Here is a 14804-nt window from a genome sequence, read left to right as displayed (position 1 = left end):
GGGCGGACCGGCGCGGCGGTCACCAGGAGGCGGCGTGCAGCGAGATCACCTGCAGGATGCACGGGGCGCGCACCCCGCCGAGGGCGTAGGTCAGCCCGCCGGGCACGTAGAGCGCCTCGCCCACCCGCAGCCGCAGGTTCAGGGCCGGGTCCTGCCCGCGGGCGGCGCAGCCCGCGCCGCGCGGTCGCAGTTCCACCCGGCAGTCGCACCCGCCCCGCACGGACAGCAGCACCAGGTCGGTGGCGGCCTCGTGGCCGGGGCGCTCCGCACCGGCCGGGAGCAGCAGCAGCGAGCTGCGCACCTCGCAGCCCAGCAGCCGGCCCACCTCCCCGGCCAGCTCCTCGGCGCGGGCGGGGCCGGAGGGCATCACCGGTGGGGAGCCGGGCCCGGCCCCGGCGGTCGCCTGCGCGAAACCGGCCACGGAGGACTCGGCCACGAGGGCCTCCAGCCCGTCCGGCCAGACGAGGGCCGGGCCGCGGTCGCGATGGACCGACAGGCACATCGCCAGGTCCCGTGCGAACCGTTCCAGGGCGGATCTGCCGGTGACCGGAGCAGATTCCATGTCCACGTGCTGCTTCCCCCTCGTCGCGTCGTCCACCGGCGAGCCGTAGGGCCACGACGCATGCCCCCTGAAGCACGTTGCCCCGGTCCGGCGGGCGTGACCCGTGGGCCGGGCCGCCGCCCAGGGACGGGGCGTGCTCGCGCGTCCGCCCGAAGGCGTGAGGCGCTCCCGGGGAGGATGATCCGCTCGTCCCCTTCCACACGTGGCGGCTGCCACGTGGGGAACTCGGCTCCGGCGCACCGGCGTGGCGTGCTGGACACTGTGCATTCTGAGGGCGCGTCGCGCCAGCCCCGAACTCACGGTACCGAGACCGCGGGCGGGCGGCGCCACCGGTGTCCGGACGTTCTCAGCCTTTGCGGGCTTCGGGCTCCGCGGAGTCGAGCAGGCCGCTGCGGGCGGCCAGAGCGCCGGCCTGGAAGCGGCTCTCCGCCCCGAGGGTCTCCATGATGTCCGCTATGTGCTTGCGCGCCGTGCGCAGCGACATGCCCGTGCGGCGGGCGATCGTCTCGTCCTTCAACCCCGCGGCGAGCAGCCGCACGATGGTCCGGTCGATGTCCTTGGCGACGGCTTCCAGTCCGTCGACGGCGGCTTCGGAGAACGGCTCGGCGAGCGACCAGGTGCGTTCGAAGACCTCGCACAGGTAGTGCACGAGGGAGGGCTCGCGCACCACCACGGCGCCCGCCGAGTCGCCCTGCTCGGGCACGAAGGCGATCCTGCGGTCGAAGACGATGAGCCGGCCGAACAGCTGGTGGACCGTGCGGTACTTGGCGCCGAGCGCGGACACCGTGGCCACGTACGCCTGGCTGGGGCCGTTGAAGCGGGCGGTGTGGTGGTAGAGGGTGCGCATGCGCACGCCGCGGGCGAGCAGGGCGGTGTCGCGGCCCAGGGCCTCCTGCAGGATCGCGGGGTCCCGCTGGCCGCCGGGCTGGCTGGTCAGCATCTCCTCGGTGCACTCGGCGGAGGCGCGGTTGAGGGCGGCGCGCACCTCCTCCACGCGCGGTACGACCTCCACGTCGGCGGAGGCGTGGCTGAGGCTGTCCAGGTAGGGGCCGCGCAGATCGGAGAACCGTTCGCGGATGCGGCTTAACTCCATCTGCTGGGCGCGGATCGTGGACTCCAGGCGGCCGGTGACGGCGGCGCCCACCAGGTCGGGGTCGACCGGTCGCAGCCGGGTGGGGTCCTCGGCGTCCGCCTTGAGCAGCCCCATGTCGGTCAGGGACAGCAGGGCGGCGTCTATCGCCTCCCGGTCCAGGCCCAGCTCGCGCGCGGCGCGGTCGGGTTCCAGACGCTGGTTGCGAGCCACCCAGCGGTAGAGGGTCACTTCTCGCTCGTTCGGCCGTATCGGGGGTTCGATTGACTGGCCTTCATCCGCTATGAACACTTCTGGCCCCTGTTCGTCTTGCTGCCGGACAGCTTGGTGAACACCTTGATCCGTGGTCGCGGACCCGTTGACGCGGCAATCTTGAAGCACCGCAGCTCAGCGGAACCGCCCCGCCGGTTCCTCAACACAGCGTCAGGAGTGCCTCGATGAAGTCCGTTCGTTCCTACCTTGCCGTCGCCGCCCCGCTGAGCGCGATCCTCGCGGTCGGAATCTGCGGAGTGAACACCTCTTCCGCCCCGGCGGGCCTGCCGGACTCCGCACCGGCCGCGTCGGCCGTCCGGGCCGGCGACGACAGCGGGTGGGGCCGCGTGGTGACCGAGGGCGACAGCGGCTGGGGCCGTGTGGTGACCGCCGGCGACGACAGCGGCTGGGGCCGCGTGGTGGCGGCCGGCGACGACGGCGACAGCGGCTGGGGCCGCACGGACACCGCCGCGGCAGTGCCCACGGCCGCCGGCGACAACGGTGTCAGCGGCTCGATCTGACCCGGCGCACGACGCGTGGCCGGCGTCCGCGCCGGTGGCACGACGGTGCCGCCGCGGACGCCCCGTAGGGATGCCGGCCACGCGTCGCTCGTACTCGAACCAAGCCTCCACGTGTCAGTCCGCACCCTCGGTAGTCCTCCACCAAACCCTCATACCTTAACTCGGGCCGTAGATTTGGCGATTGAGCTGGCCGGCTCGTGCCCGACGTGTCGCACCACCGCGCCGTGCGACTCCGCCTCCCACGAAAGGCCTCCGTCGTGAGTCCCATCGCCGTCGAAGTCCTGGACACCCTCAGTGACCGCGAACGCCAGGTGCTGTCCTACCTGGCCGAGGGGTACACCTACCTCTCCATCGCCCGCAAGCTCGACCTGAGCCCGCACACCGTGGACACCTACCTGCGCAGGATCCGCGGGAAGACGGGGATCACCAACCGGGCGCACCTGATGATCCTCGCCCTCCAGGTCTCCCGTGGAGCGGGCCTCGACCCGCTCCAGGGATGAGACGGCGGCGGACGGGGGAGCGGTCAGCCCCCGGCCGGGCCCGCGTCGGCGGACGACCGTGCGGCCAGGGCCCGGCGGTCGAGCTTGCCGTGGGCGGTCAGCGGGAGCCGGTCGAGGTAGACCAGGCGCCGCGGCAGCATGTGCGAGGGCAGCCGGACGGCCAGCGCCTCGCGCACCGCCCGGGGCGGCGTGACGGTCCGGTCGGCCACCAGACAGGCCGTCAACTGCTCCGCACCACCGTCCGGACCGGCCGCCTCGACCAGGCAGGCCGCCTGGCTGACCCCCTCGACGGCACGCAACTGCGCCTCGATCTCGCCGAGTTCGATGCGGAACCCGCGCAGCTTGACCTGCCCGTCCATGCGTCCCACGTAGTACAGCCGGCCGTCCTCGTCCGCCACGGCCCAGTCGCCGCTGCGGTAGTGGCGGCGGCCGTCCGGCGCGGTGGGGAACCGGGACGCGGTCAGCCCGGGGCGGGCGAGGTAGCCGTGGCTGACGCCGGCGCCCCCGACCCACAGCTCGCCCGGCTCGCCCGGCGCGACCGGCCGGCCCTGCTCGTCGCGCAGCTCCACCGTCAGGTGGGCCAGGGGACGGCCGATCGGGGTGCGCCCGGCGGCTGCCTCGTCCAGTACGGCGGGTGTGAGCGGGCCATGGGTGACGTGGACGGTGGTCTCGGTGATGCCGTACATGTTGGTGACCGCGCAGTGCGGGGCGATGTCCGCCCGCCACCAGCGCCGTACGTCGTCGGGGACCAGCGCCTCCCCGCCGAGGACGACGTGCCGCAGGGCGGGCAGCCGCAGCCCGGTGGCGGCGGCCTCGGTCACCAGGGCGCCGAAGGCGGAGGGCACCTGGTTGAGCACGGTGACCCGCTCCTCGGCGAGCAGCCCGGCGAACGTCTCCGGGTCGGCCGCGACGGACCGGTCGACGACCACCGTGCGGGCGCCGGTCAGCAGCGCTCCCCAGATCTCCCAGACGCTGAAGTCGAAGCTCCAGGAGTGGAACAGCGTCCACACGTCGTCCGGTCCCGCCCCGTACAGCGGCAGGGCGGCGTCCAGGAGGGCGAGGACGTGGGCGTGCCCGACGACGCAGCCCTTGGGGGTGCCGGTGGAGCCGGAGGTGTAGATGACGTACGCGGCGTCGCCGGGCATCTCGTGCGGGGCGGCGGCATCCGGCCGGGCGGTGAGCACCAGCTCGCCGATCCGGTCCACGATCCGCTCGCCGGTGTCCGGGTCCGGTTCGTCCCGCGCCAGGACGTGGGCGGCGCGCGAGTCCTCCAGCAGATGGCGCCGCCGCTCGGAAGGATAGGCCGGATCGACCGGCACGTAGCAGGCGCCGGCGCCCAGGATGCCGAGCAGCCCGGCCAGTGCGTGCCGGGAGGCGACGGCCCGCAGCGCGACCGGGGCGCCGGGCGTGACCCTGCCGCGCAGAGCCGCCGTCACGGCCCGCGCCTGCTCGGCCAGCCATCCGTAGGTGACCGTGCCGTCGGCGTCGGTGAGCGCGGGGCGATCCGGGTGCCTGGCGGCCAGGCGGTGGAAGCGCACGTCGAGCCGGTCGGCGGGCGTGACACCGCCGGGCCGCGCCGGGGCGGCGGGCGGGGGAGCGGTGCGCGGGGGAGCGCCGACGGCGCCCACGGCGTTCACACCGTGCTCCGCTCGTCCGCGGCGCGGGCGTCGGCCGCGGCCGGGTGACGGCCGGCGGTGAGCGCGTGCACCAGGTAGCTCGCCACGTCGTTCGGGGTGGTGCCGCGCCCGAACACGCGGTCCGCGCCGAGTTCCGCGGCCATCTGCGGATCGAAGCGGGGGCCGCCGACGACGAGCAGCGGCCGCCGGCCGCGGTCCGCGAACGCCGCGTCGAGTTCGGCGCTCAGTTCCCGCACATTGGTCAGGTGGGCGTCGCGCTGGGTGACGGCCTGGGAGACGAGGACCGCGTCGGCGTCCTCCTCGACGGCGCGCCGGGCCAGGACGCCGACGGGCACCTGGGCGCCGAGGTTGACCACCCGCATCCCGTGGTAGTACTCGAGGCCCTTCTGGCCCGCGAAGCCCTTGACGTTCAGGATGGCGTCGATGCCCACGGTGTGGGCGTCGGTGCCGACGCAGGCGCCGACCACGACGAGGTCACGGCCGAGTCCCTCGCGGATGGCCTCGTCGGCTTCCTGGGCGGACAGCAGCGGGTACTCGCGCTCCACCACATGCACCGCGTCGAGGTCGACGCCGTGGACGACCGAGCCGTAGACGACGAAGAAGCTGAACTCGGTGCCCACCGGGCGGGCGTGCACCAGCAGCGGGCGCCGGACGCCCATGAGCGTGGCCATGCGCAGCGCGGCGCCCTCGGCCAGCGGGCCGTGGGGCAGCGGGAGCGTGAACGACAACTGCACCATGCCGTCGTCGGTGGTGTCGCCGTAGGGGCGGATCACCCTCGGTCGCTGGTCGGGGCCGGCTTCGCGGCCGGCGTCGAAGCGGGTCATGTCCGGTTGGCTCCTTCCCGTCGGACAGGGCGTGGGGCGGCCGGGGATCCGGCGGCCGCGGGGTGGGCGGGCGGGCTCTCCAGCAGCTCGATGGCGGGATTGCGGTATCCGGGGGCGCGTTCGGCGACCCCGTCGCGACCCCGGCCGCCGTCCGCGGGACGGTGCGTCCCGCCGAAGGTGCCGGCGGCGATGGCGTCGAGCAGGCCTCGTTCGCAGATGCGTTCCAGCAGGGCGACGGCCTCGCGCAGCACGGACTCCGCGCGCCGCGCGATGGTGCCGCCGGGGGCGGGCCGGAAGTCCTCCTCGAGCGCGCCCGCCGCCCGCATCACGTACCGGACGTTCTGCAGGGCGAGGTCGCGGTCGGACAGGAAGGGGGTGACGACGGCCTCGGTCATCATGCCGACGAGCAGGATGTCCTGCCCGGTCAGCGCCCCGGCCAGGTTGAAGAAGCCGTTGAGGAGGTAGCCGCGGAAGATGTCGCCGGTCATGTGCTTCGTCGGCGGCATCCACTTCAGGGGCGCGTCGGGGAACAGCTCGCGCGCCAGCAGGGCGTGGGCCAGCTCCATGCGGAAGGAGTCCGGCAGGTCGGGGTCGATCTCGAAGGCGTGTCCGAGGCCGAGCTGGGCGTCGGTGAGTCCGGCCTCCTTGCCGAAGTACTCGTTCAGCAGCTGGCTGGCCGTCACCGTGTGGGCGGCCCGCATGGCGTCGGCGGTGGTGAGGTAGTTGTCCTCGCCGGTGTTGATGACGATGCCGGCGCGGGCGTGCAACTGGCGCGAGAAGCGCTGGTCGACGAAGGTGCGCACCGGGTTGATGTCGCGGAAGAGGATGCCGTACATGGAGTCGTTGAGCATCATGTCGAGCCGTTCCAGGCCGGCCAGGACCGCGATCTCCGGCATGCACAGGCCGGAGGCGTAGTTGGTCAGCCGGACGTAGCGGCCCAGCTCGGCCGAGACGTCGTCCAGGGCGGCCCGCATCAGGCGGAAGTTCTCCTGGGTGGCGTAGGTGCCGGCGAATCCCTCGCGGGTCGCGCCGTCGGGCACGTAGTCCAGGAGGGACTGGCCCGTGGAGCGGATCACCGCGATGACGTCCGCGCCGCCGCGGGCCGCGGCCACCGCCTGGCGGACGTCCTCGTGGATGTCCCCGGTGGCCACGATCAGGTAGATCAGCGGCCCGGACGGCCGGCCCCAGCGCCGCATCAGCCGCTCACGCTCCAGACGCCGGGCGTCGATGACGGCGACACCCCGCGCCATGGCACGGTGGGCGTCGCGCACGGCGTGCTCGGCGTCGGCGCCCTGCGGGACGCGGAAGCCGATGTCGCGGGCGGTGGCGCGGGCCGCCAGGCCGACGAGGTCGGGCGCGGCGCCCTCGCGCAGCGCGTGCCACACCGGCAGGGCCACCCCGTGCTCCAGCCCCACCTGGTCGCGCACCGCGTCCACCAGCCGGTTCGCCCAGGGGATGCCCTCGGGGTCGGCGCCCGACAACCCGGCCAGCCGCAGCGCGGCACGTTCCACGGCGACGGTGGTGTGCGTGCGCGCCATGTCGACCACCGGCCGCCCGGCCCGGGCGGCCAGCGTCCGCGCCCGGCGCACCAGGTCGGGGTCGAGTCCGAGGCGCGCCGGCCGGGGCGAGCAGGCGGCGCGCGGGGCGGCCGGTGCCGGGGGGCCGGCCGGGGCGGCGGGTGCGGGCTCCGCCCCGCCCGGCCCCGTCGCCGCCTCGACGCGGCGTTCCAGCAGGCGGCGCACGGCCGGCTGCGTGCGTACGAGGTCCAGGGCCGCCTCGGCGTGGCCGGGCTGGTAGCCGTTGCCGATGAGCATGGTGACGTCCGCACCGAGGCCCTCGGCGCCCAGGGCCGCGGCCGGGAAAGACGTCGCCATGGAGAAGAAGACGACGGTGCCGCCGTCCCGGGTGGCCAGGACCGCCGCGTGCTCGCAGCCGGGGACGTCGGTGCACACCACGGTGATGTCGACCGGTCCGCCGCACCCGGCCAGCGCCCCGTCCAGGGCCACCGCGTCGCGCGCGTCGGCGAGCAGCACCGTGTCGGCCAGGCCCGCCGCGGTGAGCGCGGCCTCCTCGGCGGCATCGGGGACCACACCCACCAGCCGTCCGGCGCCGGCCCGGCGCGCCGCGGCCAGGGCCAGTCCGCCCGACTTGCCGGACGCGCCCAGGACGGCGACCGACGGCGCCCGCCCGGTGCGGGCGGCGGCCTCGGCCACGGTGCGGGCGGTGAGCGCCGGCGCCCCGCACACGTCCAGGACGGCGAGGCACACCTCGTCGGGCAGGTCGGGCGGCAGGACCGCGGCCACCGACCGGCCGAAGAGGATGGCGTGCCCGCGCGCGGGCACGCGTTCGCTCAGGCCGTTCCAGGAGCGCAGCCCGTCGGTCAGCTCCAGGGGCGTGAGGGTGAGCGACACCAGGCTCGCGACCCGGTCCCCGGGGCGCAGCCCCAGGGAGGAGCGCGCCCCCGCCTCGGCGACGGTGCCGATGAGCATGCCGCCGGAGCCGGTGACCGGGTTGTGCATCTTGCCGCGCTCGCGCACGATCCGGCACACCGCCTCCCGGACGGCGTCACCGTCACCGTGGTGCTCCTCGTACAGCTGGCGGTACGAGGCCGCGTCCAGGTTGAGGTACTCGACGTCGACGCGCACCTCGTCCTCGCGCAGCCGCGGGTCGGGGTCGAGCCGGTCGGCCGCCTGCGGCAGCACCCCGTGGGGCGCGACCACGCGGTGCAGCCCCAGCGGCGAGCTCTCCGCCGGCGCCGTCACCGCTCCTCCCGCGCACGGTCGGCCCAGTACGCCTGCCCGGCCTCACCGAGCGTGTGCAGCGGGTCGTAGTAGTGGTAGACCCGGCGCAGCGCCTCGGTGTCGCCGTGCTCGACGGAGGTGACGTAGTTCTTCGACCAGTCGGAGATGCCGCGTTCCCGGTCGTAGGCGTCGGCCTGGTGCACCCACCGCTTGCCGACGTAGGGCACGTCGCACACCAGGCGCGGCGTGGCGAAGCCGGGCAGGTAGCCCATGATCGCGTGCTGCAGCCGCTGCGCCCGCTCCAGCGGGAGCCGCCAGTGCTCGGCGCCGGGGACGATGTCGCAGAGGTAGAAGTAGTACGGCATGATCCCGGCCGTGTCGAGCAGGGCGAAGCACAGGTCGAGCAGCGCCTCGGGGGTGTCGTTGACGCCGGCCAGCAGGACGCCCTGGTTGCGCACGTCGCGCAGTCCGGCCGCGAGCAGCGCACGGGCGGCCTCGGCGACCAGCGGGGTGACCTGCTGGGCGGCGTTGGCGTGGGTGTGCAGGGCCAGACCGACGCCGCGCGCCGACGCCTTGGCGGCCAGTTCGGCCATGCCGTCCAGGACGTCCGGCGCCATCCAGTGCTGCGGCAGGCCGACCAGTGCCTTGCTGGCGAGGCGGATGTCGCGCACGGAGTCGATGTCCAGGAGCCGGTCGACGAAGGACTTCAGCCGGGGCCAGGGCACGTTGGCCACGTCGCCGCCGGAGACCACCACGTCCCGGACGGCGGGCGTGTCCCGCAGGTAGGCGATCATGCGGTCGAGGCGGTCGGCGGGGCGCAGCACGAAGCGGTACTTGTCGACCTGTGGCGTGGACGTGCCGACCAGGTCCATGCGGGTGCAGTGCCCGCAGTACTGCGGGCAGGTGGTGACGAGTTCGGCCAGGACCTTCGTCGGATAGCGGTGGGTGAGGCCCTCCACGGCCCACATCTCCGCCTCGTGCAGCGAGTCGCGCGAGGCCAGGGGGTGGCTTGGCCAGCGCGGGTGCCGGTCGGTGGCGACGGGCAGCATGTAGCGGCGGACCGGGTCGGCGTACAGAGCGGCGGTCGTGGGCTCGGTGTGCGGGACGACGGTGTTGAGCACCTGCGGGGTGAGCAGCACGGGCATCGTCGCGTACTGGCGCTGGTCGGCCTCCAGGTCCGCGAAGAAGGCGTCGTCGACGCCGGTTCCGACGACCCGGCGCAACTGCGCCGCGTTCTTCACGCAGTGGGCGCGCTGCCACTGGGGGTCGCGCCACTGGGCGGCGGTCACGTCGCGCCAGCCGGGGAAGCGGCGCCAGTCGGGCTCCTGCGGTTCGTGGCGTCGGTAGACGTAGGGCTGGACGGCGGCGGGCTGGGCCACGTCGGGCCCGGCGAGCGGATCGGCCACCGGCCGGGGGCCCGGAAGGGATGCGGTCTTCACCAGGTGCCTCGGTTTCTCCCGGCCAGGCGGCGGGGCGAGTGGGCTTGGGGTGCGGGGTGGGGAGCGGTCAGGTGCCGGACGGGGCCGGTCCGCGACCGCCGCGTACGGGGGCGACGACGTCCAGCGCGTCCAGCAGCCGGGCCAGTTCGCCGGGGCGGCCCACGGAGATCCTCAGGTGCGCCGGGAGGCCGAAGCGGCCCGCGTCGCGCACGAGGATGCCGTGGTCACGCTCCAGCAGGAGTTCAGCCGTGGCGGAGTCCTCCACGGGCACGGCGAGGAAGTTCGTCACCGACGGCAGGGCGCGCCGCCCCCGGGCGGCCAGGGCGGCCCGGAACTCCTCGCGGGCCGCCGCGTTGGCCCTGCGCACCCGGTCCAGGTGGCCCCGGTCGGCGAGGGAGGCGACGGCCGCGGCCTGGGCGGCCCGGTTGACGCTGAACGGCATGGTGCCCTGGACGGCCCGCAACCGGGCGATCGCGCCGGCCTCGCCGACGGCGTAGCCGATGCGCAGTCCGGCCAGGCCGTGCGCCTTGGAGAAGGTGCGCAGCGCCACCACCGGCGCGCCGGTGTCCAGGTAGTCGAGCACCCCGGGGGTGCCGGGCGGGGCGAAGTCGAGGTAGGCCTCGTCCACCACCAGCGGGGTGCCGGTGGCGGCGGACCGCTCGACGAGCCGGTCGAACTCGGCCCGCGTCAGGGCGCCCCCGGTGGGGTTGTGCGGGTTGCAGACGTAGGCGATGCCGGCGTCCCCCAGCGCGTCGGCGAGGGCGGCGGTGCCGGGCCGGGTCCCGGCCAGGGGCACCTCGCGGCAGCCGCGCCGCACGTTCTCCAGGCAGATCCGGTAACCGGGGAAGGTGCCGGCGGTGGTGACACCGGGACGGCTCGCCTCGCCCAGGGCCAGGGCGCTGAGCAGGACCAGTTCGTCGCTGCCGTTGGCGACGACGACCTGCTCGGCCGCCACGCCCAGCAGGTCTGCGACGGCCCGGGCGGGCGCGGACCGGGTGGGGTCGGGGTAGGTGCCGGTGGCGTCCACGGCCTCGTGCGCGGCCGCCAGGGCGAGCGGGCTCGGGCCGTAGGGACTCTCGCTCAGGTGCAGGCGTGCGACGAGGCCGGGCGGGGCGGCCGGCGGGGGCGCGGCGACGGTCACGGCCGCTCTCCCATCAGCAGGCCGAAGCAGTAGCTGCCGGGCTCGGCCTCCAGGGTGAGGAAGCAGTGCTCGGCGCCGGCCGGGACGCGCAGCAGCGCGGGTGAGGAGAGCTCGTGCCGGGCTCCGTCGACGTGGACCTCGATGCGGGCGCCTCCCGGGTGGGGGGAGACCAGGAAGTAGATCTCGTCGACCTCGTGCCGGTGCGGGTCGGCGACCGGCCTGCCGACGAGGTGGTCCACGGGGCCTCCGGCCACCTGCACGGGGACGCCGCCGAACATGTCGGACGTCAGGTAGAAGGGGGCCGGATCATGGTGTCCGGCGACGGGCAGGAACCGCGGGATGTCGGTGCGGACCTCGGCCGGGGCGCGGCCGAGGTCCGTCCCGGCGGCCGGTGCGGCAGCGGTCGTCTCGGTGCTCATGGGGGTGCCTCTCAAGGTCGGTGGTGCGGGGAACCGGTGGTGGCCCGGCCGCCGTGGGAGTCGGGGACGGTGGGCCGGGCGGCCGGCGCCGTACCCAGGTCGCGGGCGCACAGCGTGCGCCCGGCCGCGCCGGCCGCGGGGTCGTCGAAGGTGTAGGTGAGGGCGGTGAGCGCCCGGTCCAGGACATCGACCATCTCGGTGTGGTCGCCGGCTGTCCCCCACAGCACCGCCAGCTCTGCCGTGCGCACATCGGGCGGCACCCGGGTGCCGGGCCGCACCCTGCCCTCGTAGGTCTTCACACCGGGCAGGCCCAGAACCTCGCCGACGCCGCGCACCCGTGTGAGCCGACCGCCGCCGGCGGGGGTGGGCACGGCCCGGGCGTACACGACACGGTCCTGCGGCATCCACGCGGCGGTGACGTCCCGGACGGGGGCGGCGGGGGCCGGGCCGGCGTCGAACGGGTCCTCGCCGAGGGCCACCCGGCCGGCCAGCGCGACCGGGTCCGGGCCGCCGGCCAGCAGGCCCAGGCCGCTCTGGTAAGCGCCCATCCGGCCGTTGACCTCGATGACGCGGGGGCCGTGGGGTGTCAGTTTCAGCTCGGTGTGCGTGATGCCGGTACGGACGTCCAGCGCACGCACGGCACGACCGGCCAGGTCGAGCACCGCGGCGCGCTCCTCCGCGGTCAGCGGGGCGGGCCAGAAGTGGCCGACCTCCCTGAAGGGCGGGGCCAGCGGGAACTTGCCGGTCACCGCCCAGTGCGTGACGCGGCCGTCCACGACGGCGCTCTCCACCGACACGTGGTCGCCGAAGGGCTTCCGGTCGGTGCCCATGAGGTACTCCTCCAGGACCAGGACCTCCTCGCCGCCCTGGTCCGGCGCCACGGCCAGGAGGCGGTCGGCGAGGGCGGCGCCGGTGGCGGCGTCGCGCACCAGATGGGTGCTGCGGCTGCCCTCGCCGCGCACCGGCTTCAGGATCGCCGGCAGTCCCACCGCCGCGACGGCCGGCGCCCAGTCCGCCGGGGAGCGCAGCGGATGGGTGCGGACCCGGTCCACGCCCCGCTCGGCGAGCCGGCGGCGCTGGGCGTGCTTGTCGGTGAGCAGCCGCACGGTGTCCGGTGTGTGGCCCGGCAGGCCCAGCCGGAGTGCCAGGGCGGCCGTGGTGTCCAGGCGGCGTTCGCTGAAGGTCAGGACGGCCGCGGGCGCGTGGGCGCGCAGCCCGGCCGCCGCCGCGTCGAGGCCCCGTTCGCCGGAGGCGTCCACGCGCACCACCGGGGCCAGTTCGGCGAGGAGCGGGGCGATGTCCGCCGTGTGCGGGGAGTCGACCTGCGCGAGGACGACGTCCCCGAGCGGTTCGAGGCGTTCGACGGCGTCGACGGGCGAGACCGCGCCGAAGTCGTAGACGACGGCGATGACGGGGCGTGGCATGACGGCCTCTCAGAGGTGGGCGTGGTCGGGGTCGGGTGCGTAGCGCACCCCGGACAGCAGGGAGGCGAGGTCCGTCTCCGTGCCCCGGCGTGCCGGGGCGGGGGCGTCCGGGGCGGGGGCGGCGCCGAACATGTGCAGGGCGGCGTCCAGACCGGTGATCTCCACGGGCACGCCGCGCGAGGCCTGCCAGGCGGCCCGGTCCAGGCGGTAGCGGTCGCTGACGACTCGCTCGCCGCGCACCGCGTTGACCTGCGTCCCGTCCGGGGCGAAGCCGAACTTGCGGCACACCGCCTGCGAGTTGGCGTTGCCGCGCCGCACCACCGAGAACGCGTCGTGCGCGCCCAGGCCGGTGAAGGCGAGCTCCAGCACGGCGGCACGGGCGTGGCCGCCGAGGCCGCGTCCCTGGTGGCGCAGGCCCAGCCAGGAGGTCAGCAGAACCTCGCGGGTCACCGCGAAGTCCCGTGCGCCCAGGGACTGCGAGCCGACGACCTCGCCGTCGTGCAGCACGGCCAGGTAGAGCGTCCAGTCGTCGGGGCGCCACTCCGCCGCCGCCCGCCAGTGCCGCTGCAGGACGCGGTGGGCGACGGTTTCGCGGTCGCCGTCCGTCCACTGCGAGAAGAAGGGCATGAAACCGGGTGCGTGCACCCCCTCGGCGGCGCGGTCGGCGAGCGCGTCGAGGTCCTCGGAGGTGGGCCAGCGCAGCTCCACGAGCGGCGTGGTCACGCGCAGGCTGCTCAGCGGCCAGTTGTTCATGACGGCGTGTCTCCTTTCACTGCTGGTGACGTCTGGGCCGGTGGCGGCCGTCGGGCCGGCCGCCGGCCGGAGGGCCGCCCGACCGCGGACCCCCTGCGGTGAGAGCCCTAGGGGACGGCGGTGGCCGGGGCCGTCCCGGCCTCAGCGGCCGGTTCGCCGGTGCGGGCCGGTTCGGCCGCGTCGGCCGGATCCGCCGCGCCCGTCGCACCTGCCGCGTCCGCGGCGTCCGTCGCCCCGCCGTCCGGTGCCGGGAGGTCGGCCGCGCCGGGCAGGGCGCGCCGCAGGGCCGTGCCCACGAGGACCACGGCGACCCCCGCACCGGCCAGGGCGGCGATCAGCACGACGCCCCCGGCCAGAGGCAGCGTCGCGCCGGCGAGCAGCGGGCCCGCCACCGACCCGGCCGAGACCGCCACCGACAGCATCGCGTTGACCCGGCCCCGTACCCGCTCCGCCGCGAGGTCGTTGAGCAGCCCGGTGAGCACCGGGAAGACCAGGGCCTCGCCCACCGACAGCAGCAGTACGCCGAGCATGGCCGACACGGTGGCCGCCGTGCCCTGCTGGCGGCCGGCCGCCAGCACCAGCAGCCAGGCGGCCGTCCACAGCGCGCCGGTGGCCGACAGGACGACGCTGCGGCGCACGCGCTGGACGCGCTCGCCGAGCACCACCTGGGTGAGGACGGCGACGACGATGTTCACGGCGAACGTGCCGGACAGCCCCTCGGGCCCGACCGCGCCGTCCGCGGTGAGGTAGCCGGGCAGTCCCGACCGGAGCTGCCCGTACGACACCAGCGAGCACAGCGCCAGCGTGGCGAACAGCACGGTGAGCACGGGCTGCCGCAGCACCTCGCGGTACCCCGTGGGGGAGACGCCCTCCCCCTCCTGCGCGGCGGACTTCGGCGCGGCGGCGTCGATGCGCGGCAGCAGGACCAGGAAGGCGAGCCCGGCCAGCAGGAACGTCGCCCCGTCGGCGAGGTAGAGCGCGGCGAACCGGGCCGCGTCGCTCCCCGGCCCCCCGGCCGCGACCAGGCCGCCGACGAGCACGCCCAGGCCGGTCATCGCGTTGAAGACGGCGTAGTCGGCGGAGAAGGCCAGCCCGCGCTCCCGGGCGGTGGCGGCACCGGCGTAGAGGAAGCGCAGGACGGTGCCCACGCCGCTGATCCCGAGCCCGTAGACGAGCGCGGCGGCGAGCGCGGTGGGCGCGGAGACCGCGCCGGCGTACAGCGCGGTGCCGGTGCCCGCCGCGCACATCACCAGGGTGACGACGGGACGCGGGGCCACCCGGTCGAGGACCGCGCCCCAGACGAGGCCGCCGACGACGGCGGTGGCCGCCTGGACGGCCAGGGTGGCGGCGGGCACCCAGGAGGGGAGGCCGCGTACCTGGCCCAGGTAGATCCACAGGAACGGCAGGACCAGGCCTCCGCCGAAGGAGTTGACCGCGTTGACGGCCAGGACGGCACGGGTGCGCGGGGAGAACTCCCGTACGGTGGCGACGATGCGCATGG

The 14804-nt window shown here is 75.4% G+C and carries 13 protein-coding genes; 2 read left to right on the top strand and 11 right to left on the bottom strand.

What is annotated here, in order from left to right:
- Window positions 1-19 precede the first annotated feature (19 nt).
- Both ACH4F6_RS30480 and ACH4F6_RS30475 read right to left on the bottom strand, forming a co-directional pair.
- The gene (locus ACH4F6_RS30480) at window positions 20-562 is read right to left on the bottom strand and encodes a hypothetical protein (protein ID WP_397963579.1); all 543 of its coding nucleotides are present in this window, start codon (window positions 560-562) and stop codon (window positions 20-22) included.
- Window positions 563-908: 346 nt separating this feature from the next.
- Window positions 909-1883, bottom strand: a complete 975-nt coding sequence (locus ACH4F6_RS30475) for a LuxR C-terminal-related transcriptional regulator (RefSeq protein WP_397963578.1) — start codon at window positions 1881-1883, stop codon at window positions 909-911.
- Window positions 1884-2089: 206 nt separating this feature from the next.
- On the opposite strand from ACH4F6_RS30475, the gene ACH4F6_RS30470 reads away from it, so the two are divergent.
- Window positions 2090-2425, top strand: a complete 336-nt coding sequence (locus tag ACH4F6_RS30470; protein ID WP_397963577.1) for a hypothetical protein — start codon at window positions 2090-2092, stop codon at window positions 2423-2425.
- A 257-nt stretch (window positions 2426-2682) separates the two neighbouring features.
- Complete coding sequence (locus ACH4F6_RS30465) at window positions 2683-2925, top strand: helix-turn-helix transcriptional regulator (RefSeq protein ID WP_397963576.1); 243 nt, start codon at window positions 2683-2685, stop codon at window positions 2923-2925.
- Window positions 2926-2948: 23 nt separating this feature from the next.
- On the opposite strand, the gene ACH4F6_RS30460 is transcribed toward ACH4F6_RS30465, so the two are convergent.
- From ACH4F6_RS30460 to ACH4F6_RS30420, 9 genes are all read right to left on the bottom strand, one after another.
- Window positions 2949-4562, bottom strand: coding sequence for an amino acid adenylation domain-containing protein (locus ACH4F6_RS30460; RefSeq protein ID WP_397963575.1), 1614 nt, complete (start codon window positions 4560-4562; stop codon window positions 2949-2951).
- Window positions 4559-5386 (bottom strand): OAM dimerization domain-containing protein, encoded by an 828-nt coding sequence (locus ACH4F6_RS30455; protein WP_397963574.1) that lies wholly within the window; start codon window positions 5384-5386, stop codon window positions 4559-4561. The genes ACH4F6_RS30460 and ACH4F6_RS30455 overlap by 4 nt, the downstream gene beginning before the upstream one ends.
- Window positions 5383-8148, bottom strand: coding sequence for a lysine 5,6-aminomutase subunit alpha TIM-barrel domain-containing protein (locus tag ACH4F6_RS30450; protein WP_397963573.1), 2766 nt, complete (start codon window positions 8146-8148; stop codon window positions 5383-5385). Before ACH4F6_RS30450 ends, ACH4F6_RS30455 begins: the two co-directional genes overlap by 4 nt.
- Window positions 8145-9566 (bottom strand): KamA family radical SAM protein, encoded by a 1422-nt coding sequence (locus ACH4F6_RS30445; RefSeq protein ID WP_397963572.1) that lies wholly within the window; start codon window positions 9564-9566, stop codon window positions 8145-8147. Before ACH4F6_RS30445 ends, ACH4F6_RS30450 begins: the two co-directional genes overlap by 4 nt.
- Before the next feature lie 67 nt (window positions 9567-9633).
- Window positions 9634-10707, bottom strand: coding sequence for a pyridoxal phosphate-dependent aminotransferase (locus ACH4F6_RS30440; RefSeq protein WP_397963571.1), 1074 nt, complete (start codon window positions 10705-10707; stop codon window positions 9634-9636).
- Window positions 10704-11126, bottom strand: coding sequence for a cupin domain-containing protein (locus ACH4F6_RS30435; protein ID WP_397963570.1), 423 nt, complete (start codon window positions 11124-11126; stop codon window positions 10704-10706). Before ACH4F6_RS30435 ends, ACH4F6_RS30440 begins: the two co-directional genes overlap by 4 nt.
- An 11-nt stretch (window positions 11127-11137) precedes the next feature.
- Window positions 11138-12550, bottom strand: coding sequence for a hypothetical protein (locus ACH4F6_RS30430; RefSeq protein ID WP_397963569.1), 1413 nt, complete (start codon window positions 12548-12550; stop codon window positions 11138-11140).
- Window positions 12551-12559: 9 nt separating this feature from the next.
- Window positions 12560-13303 carry a GNAT family N-acetyltransferase gene (locus tag ACH4F6_RS30425; RefSeq protein ID WP_397963568.1) on the bottom strand — a complete coding sequence of 248 codons (744 nt, stop codon included), beginning with the start codon at window positions 13301-13303 and terminating at the stop codon, window positions 12560-12562.
- Window positions 13304-13410: 107 nt separating this feature from the next.
- Window positions 13411-14802, bottom strand: coding sequence for an MFS transporter (locus tag ACH4F6_RS30420; protein ID WP_397963695.1), 1392 nt, complete (start codon window positions 14800-14802; stop codon window positions 13411-13413).
- Window positions 14803-14804 lie beyond the last annotated feature (2 nt).

This window comes from Streptomyces sp. NPDC017936 (assembly GCF_044328485.1).
Classification (GTDB): Bacteria; Actinomycetota; Actinomycetes; order Streptomycetales; family Streptomycetaceae; genus Streptomyces.
The sequence above is the reverse complement of the archived record's forward strand: the minus strand, read 5'-3'. Positions and strand labels throughout refer to the sequence as shown.

Excerpts from the sequence above, each read along its gene's own strand:
- ACH4F6_RS30420 (WP_397963695.1), bottom strand. The coding sequence starts at position 14,802 with ATGCGCATCGTCGCCACCGTACGGGAGTTCTCCCCGCGCACCCGTGCC.
- ACH4F6_RS30470 (WP_397963577.1), top strand. The coding sequence starts at position 2,090 with ATGAAGTCCGTTCGTTCCTACCTTGCCGTCGCCGCCCCGCTGAGCGCG.
- ACH4F6_RS30425 (WP_397963568.1), bottom strand. The coding sequence starts at position 13,303 with ATGAACAACTGGCCGCTGAGCAGCCTGCGCGTGACCACGCCGCTCGTG.
- ACH4F6_RS30455 (WP_397963574.1), bottom strand. The coding sequence starts at position 5,386 with ATGACCCGCTTCGACGCCGGCCGCGAAGCCGGCCCCGACCAGCGACCG.
- ACH4F6_RS30430 (WP_397963569.1), bottom strand. The coding sequence starts at position 12,550 with ATGCCACGCCCCGTCATCGCCGTCGTCTACGACTTCGGCGCGGTCTCG.
- ACH4F6_RS30480 (WP_397963579.1), bottom strand. The coding sequence starts at position 562 with ATGGAATCTGCTCCGGTCACCGGCAGATCCGCCCTGGAACGGTTCGCA.
- ACH4F6_RS30435 (WP_397963570.1), bottom strand. The coding sequence starts at position 11,126 with ATGAGCACCGAGACGACCGCTGCCGCACCGGCCGCCGGGACGGACCTC.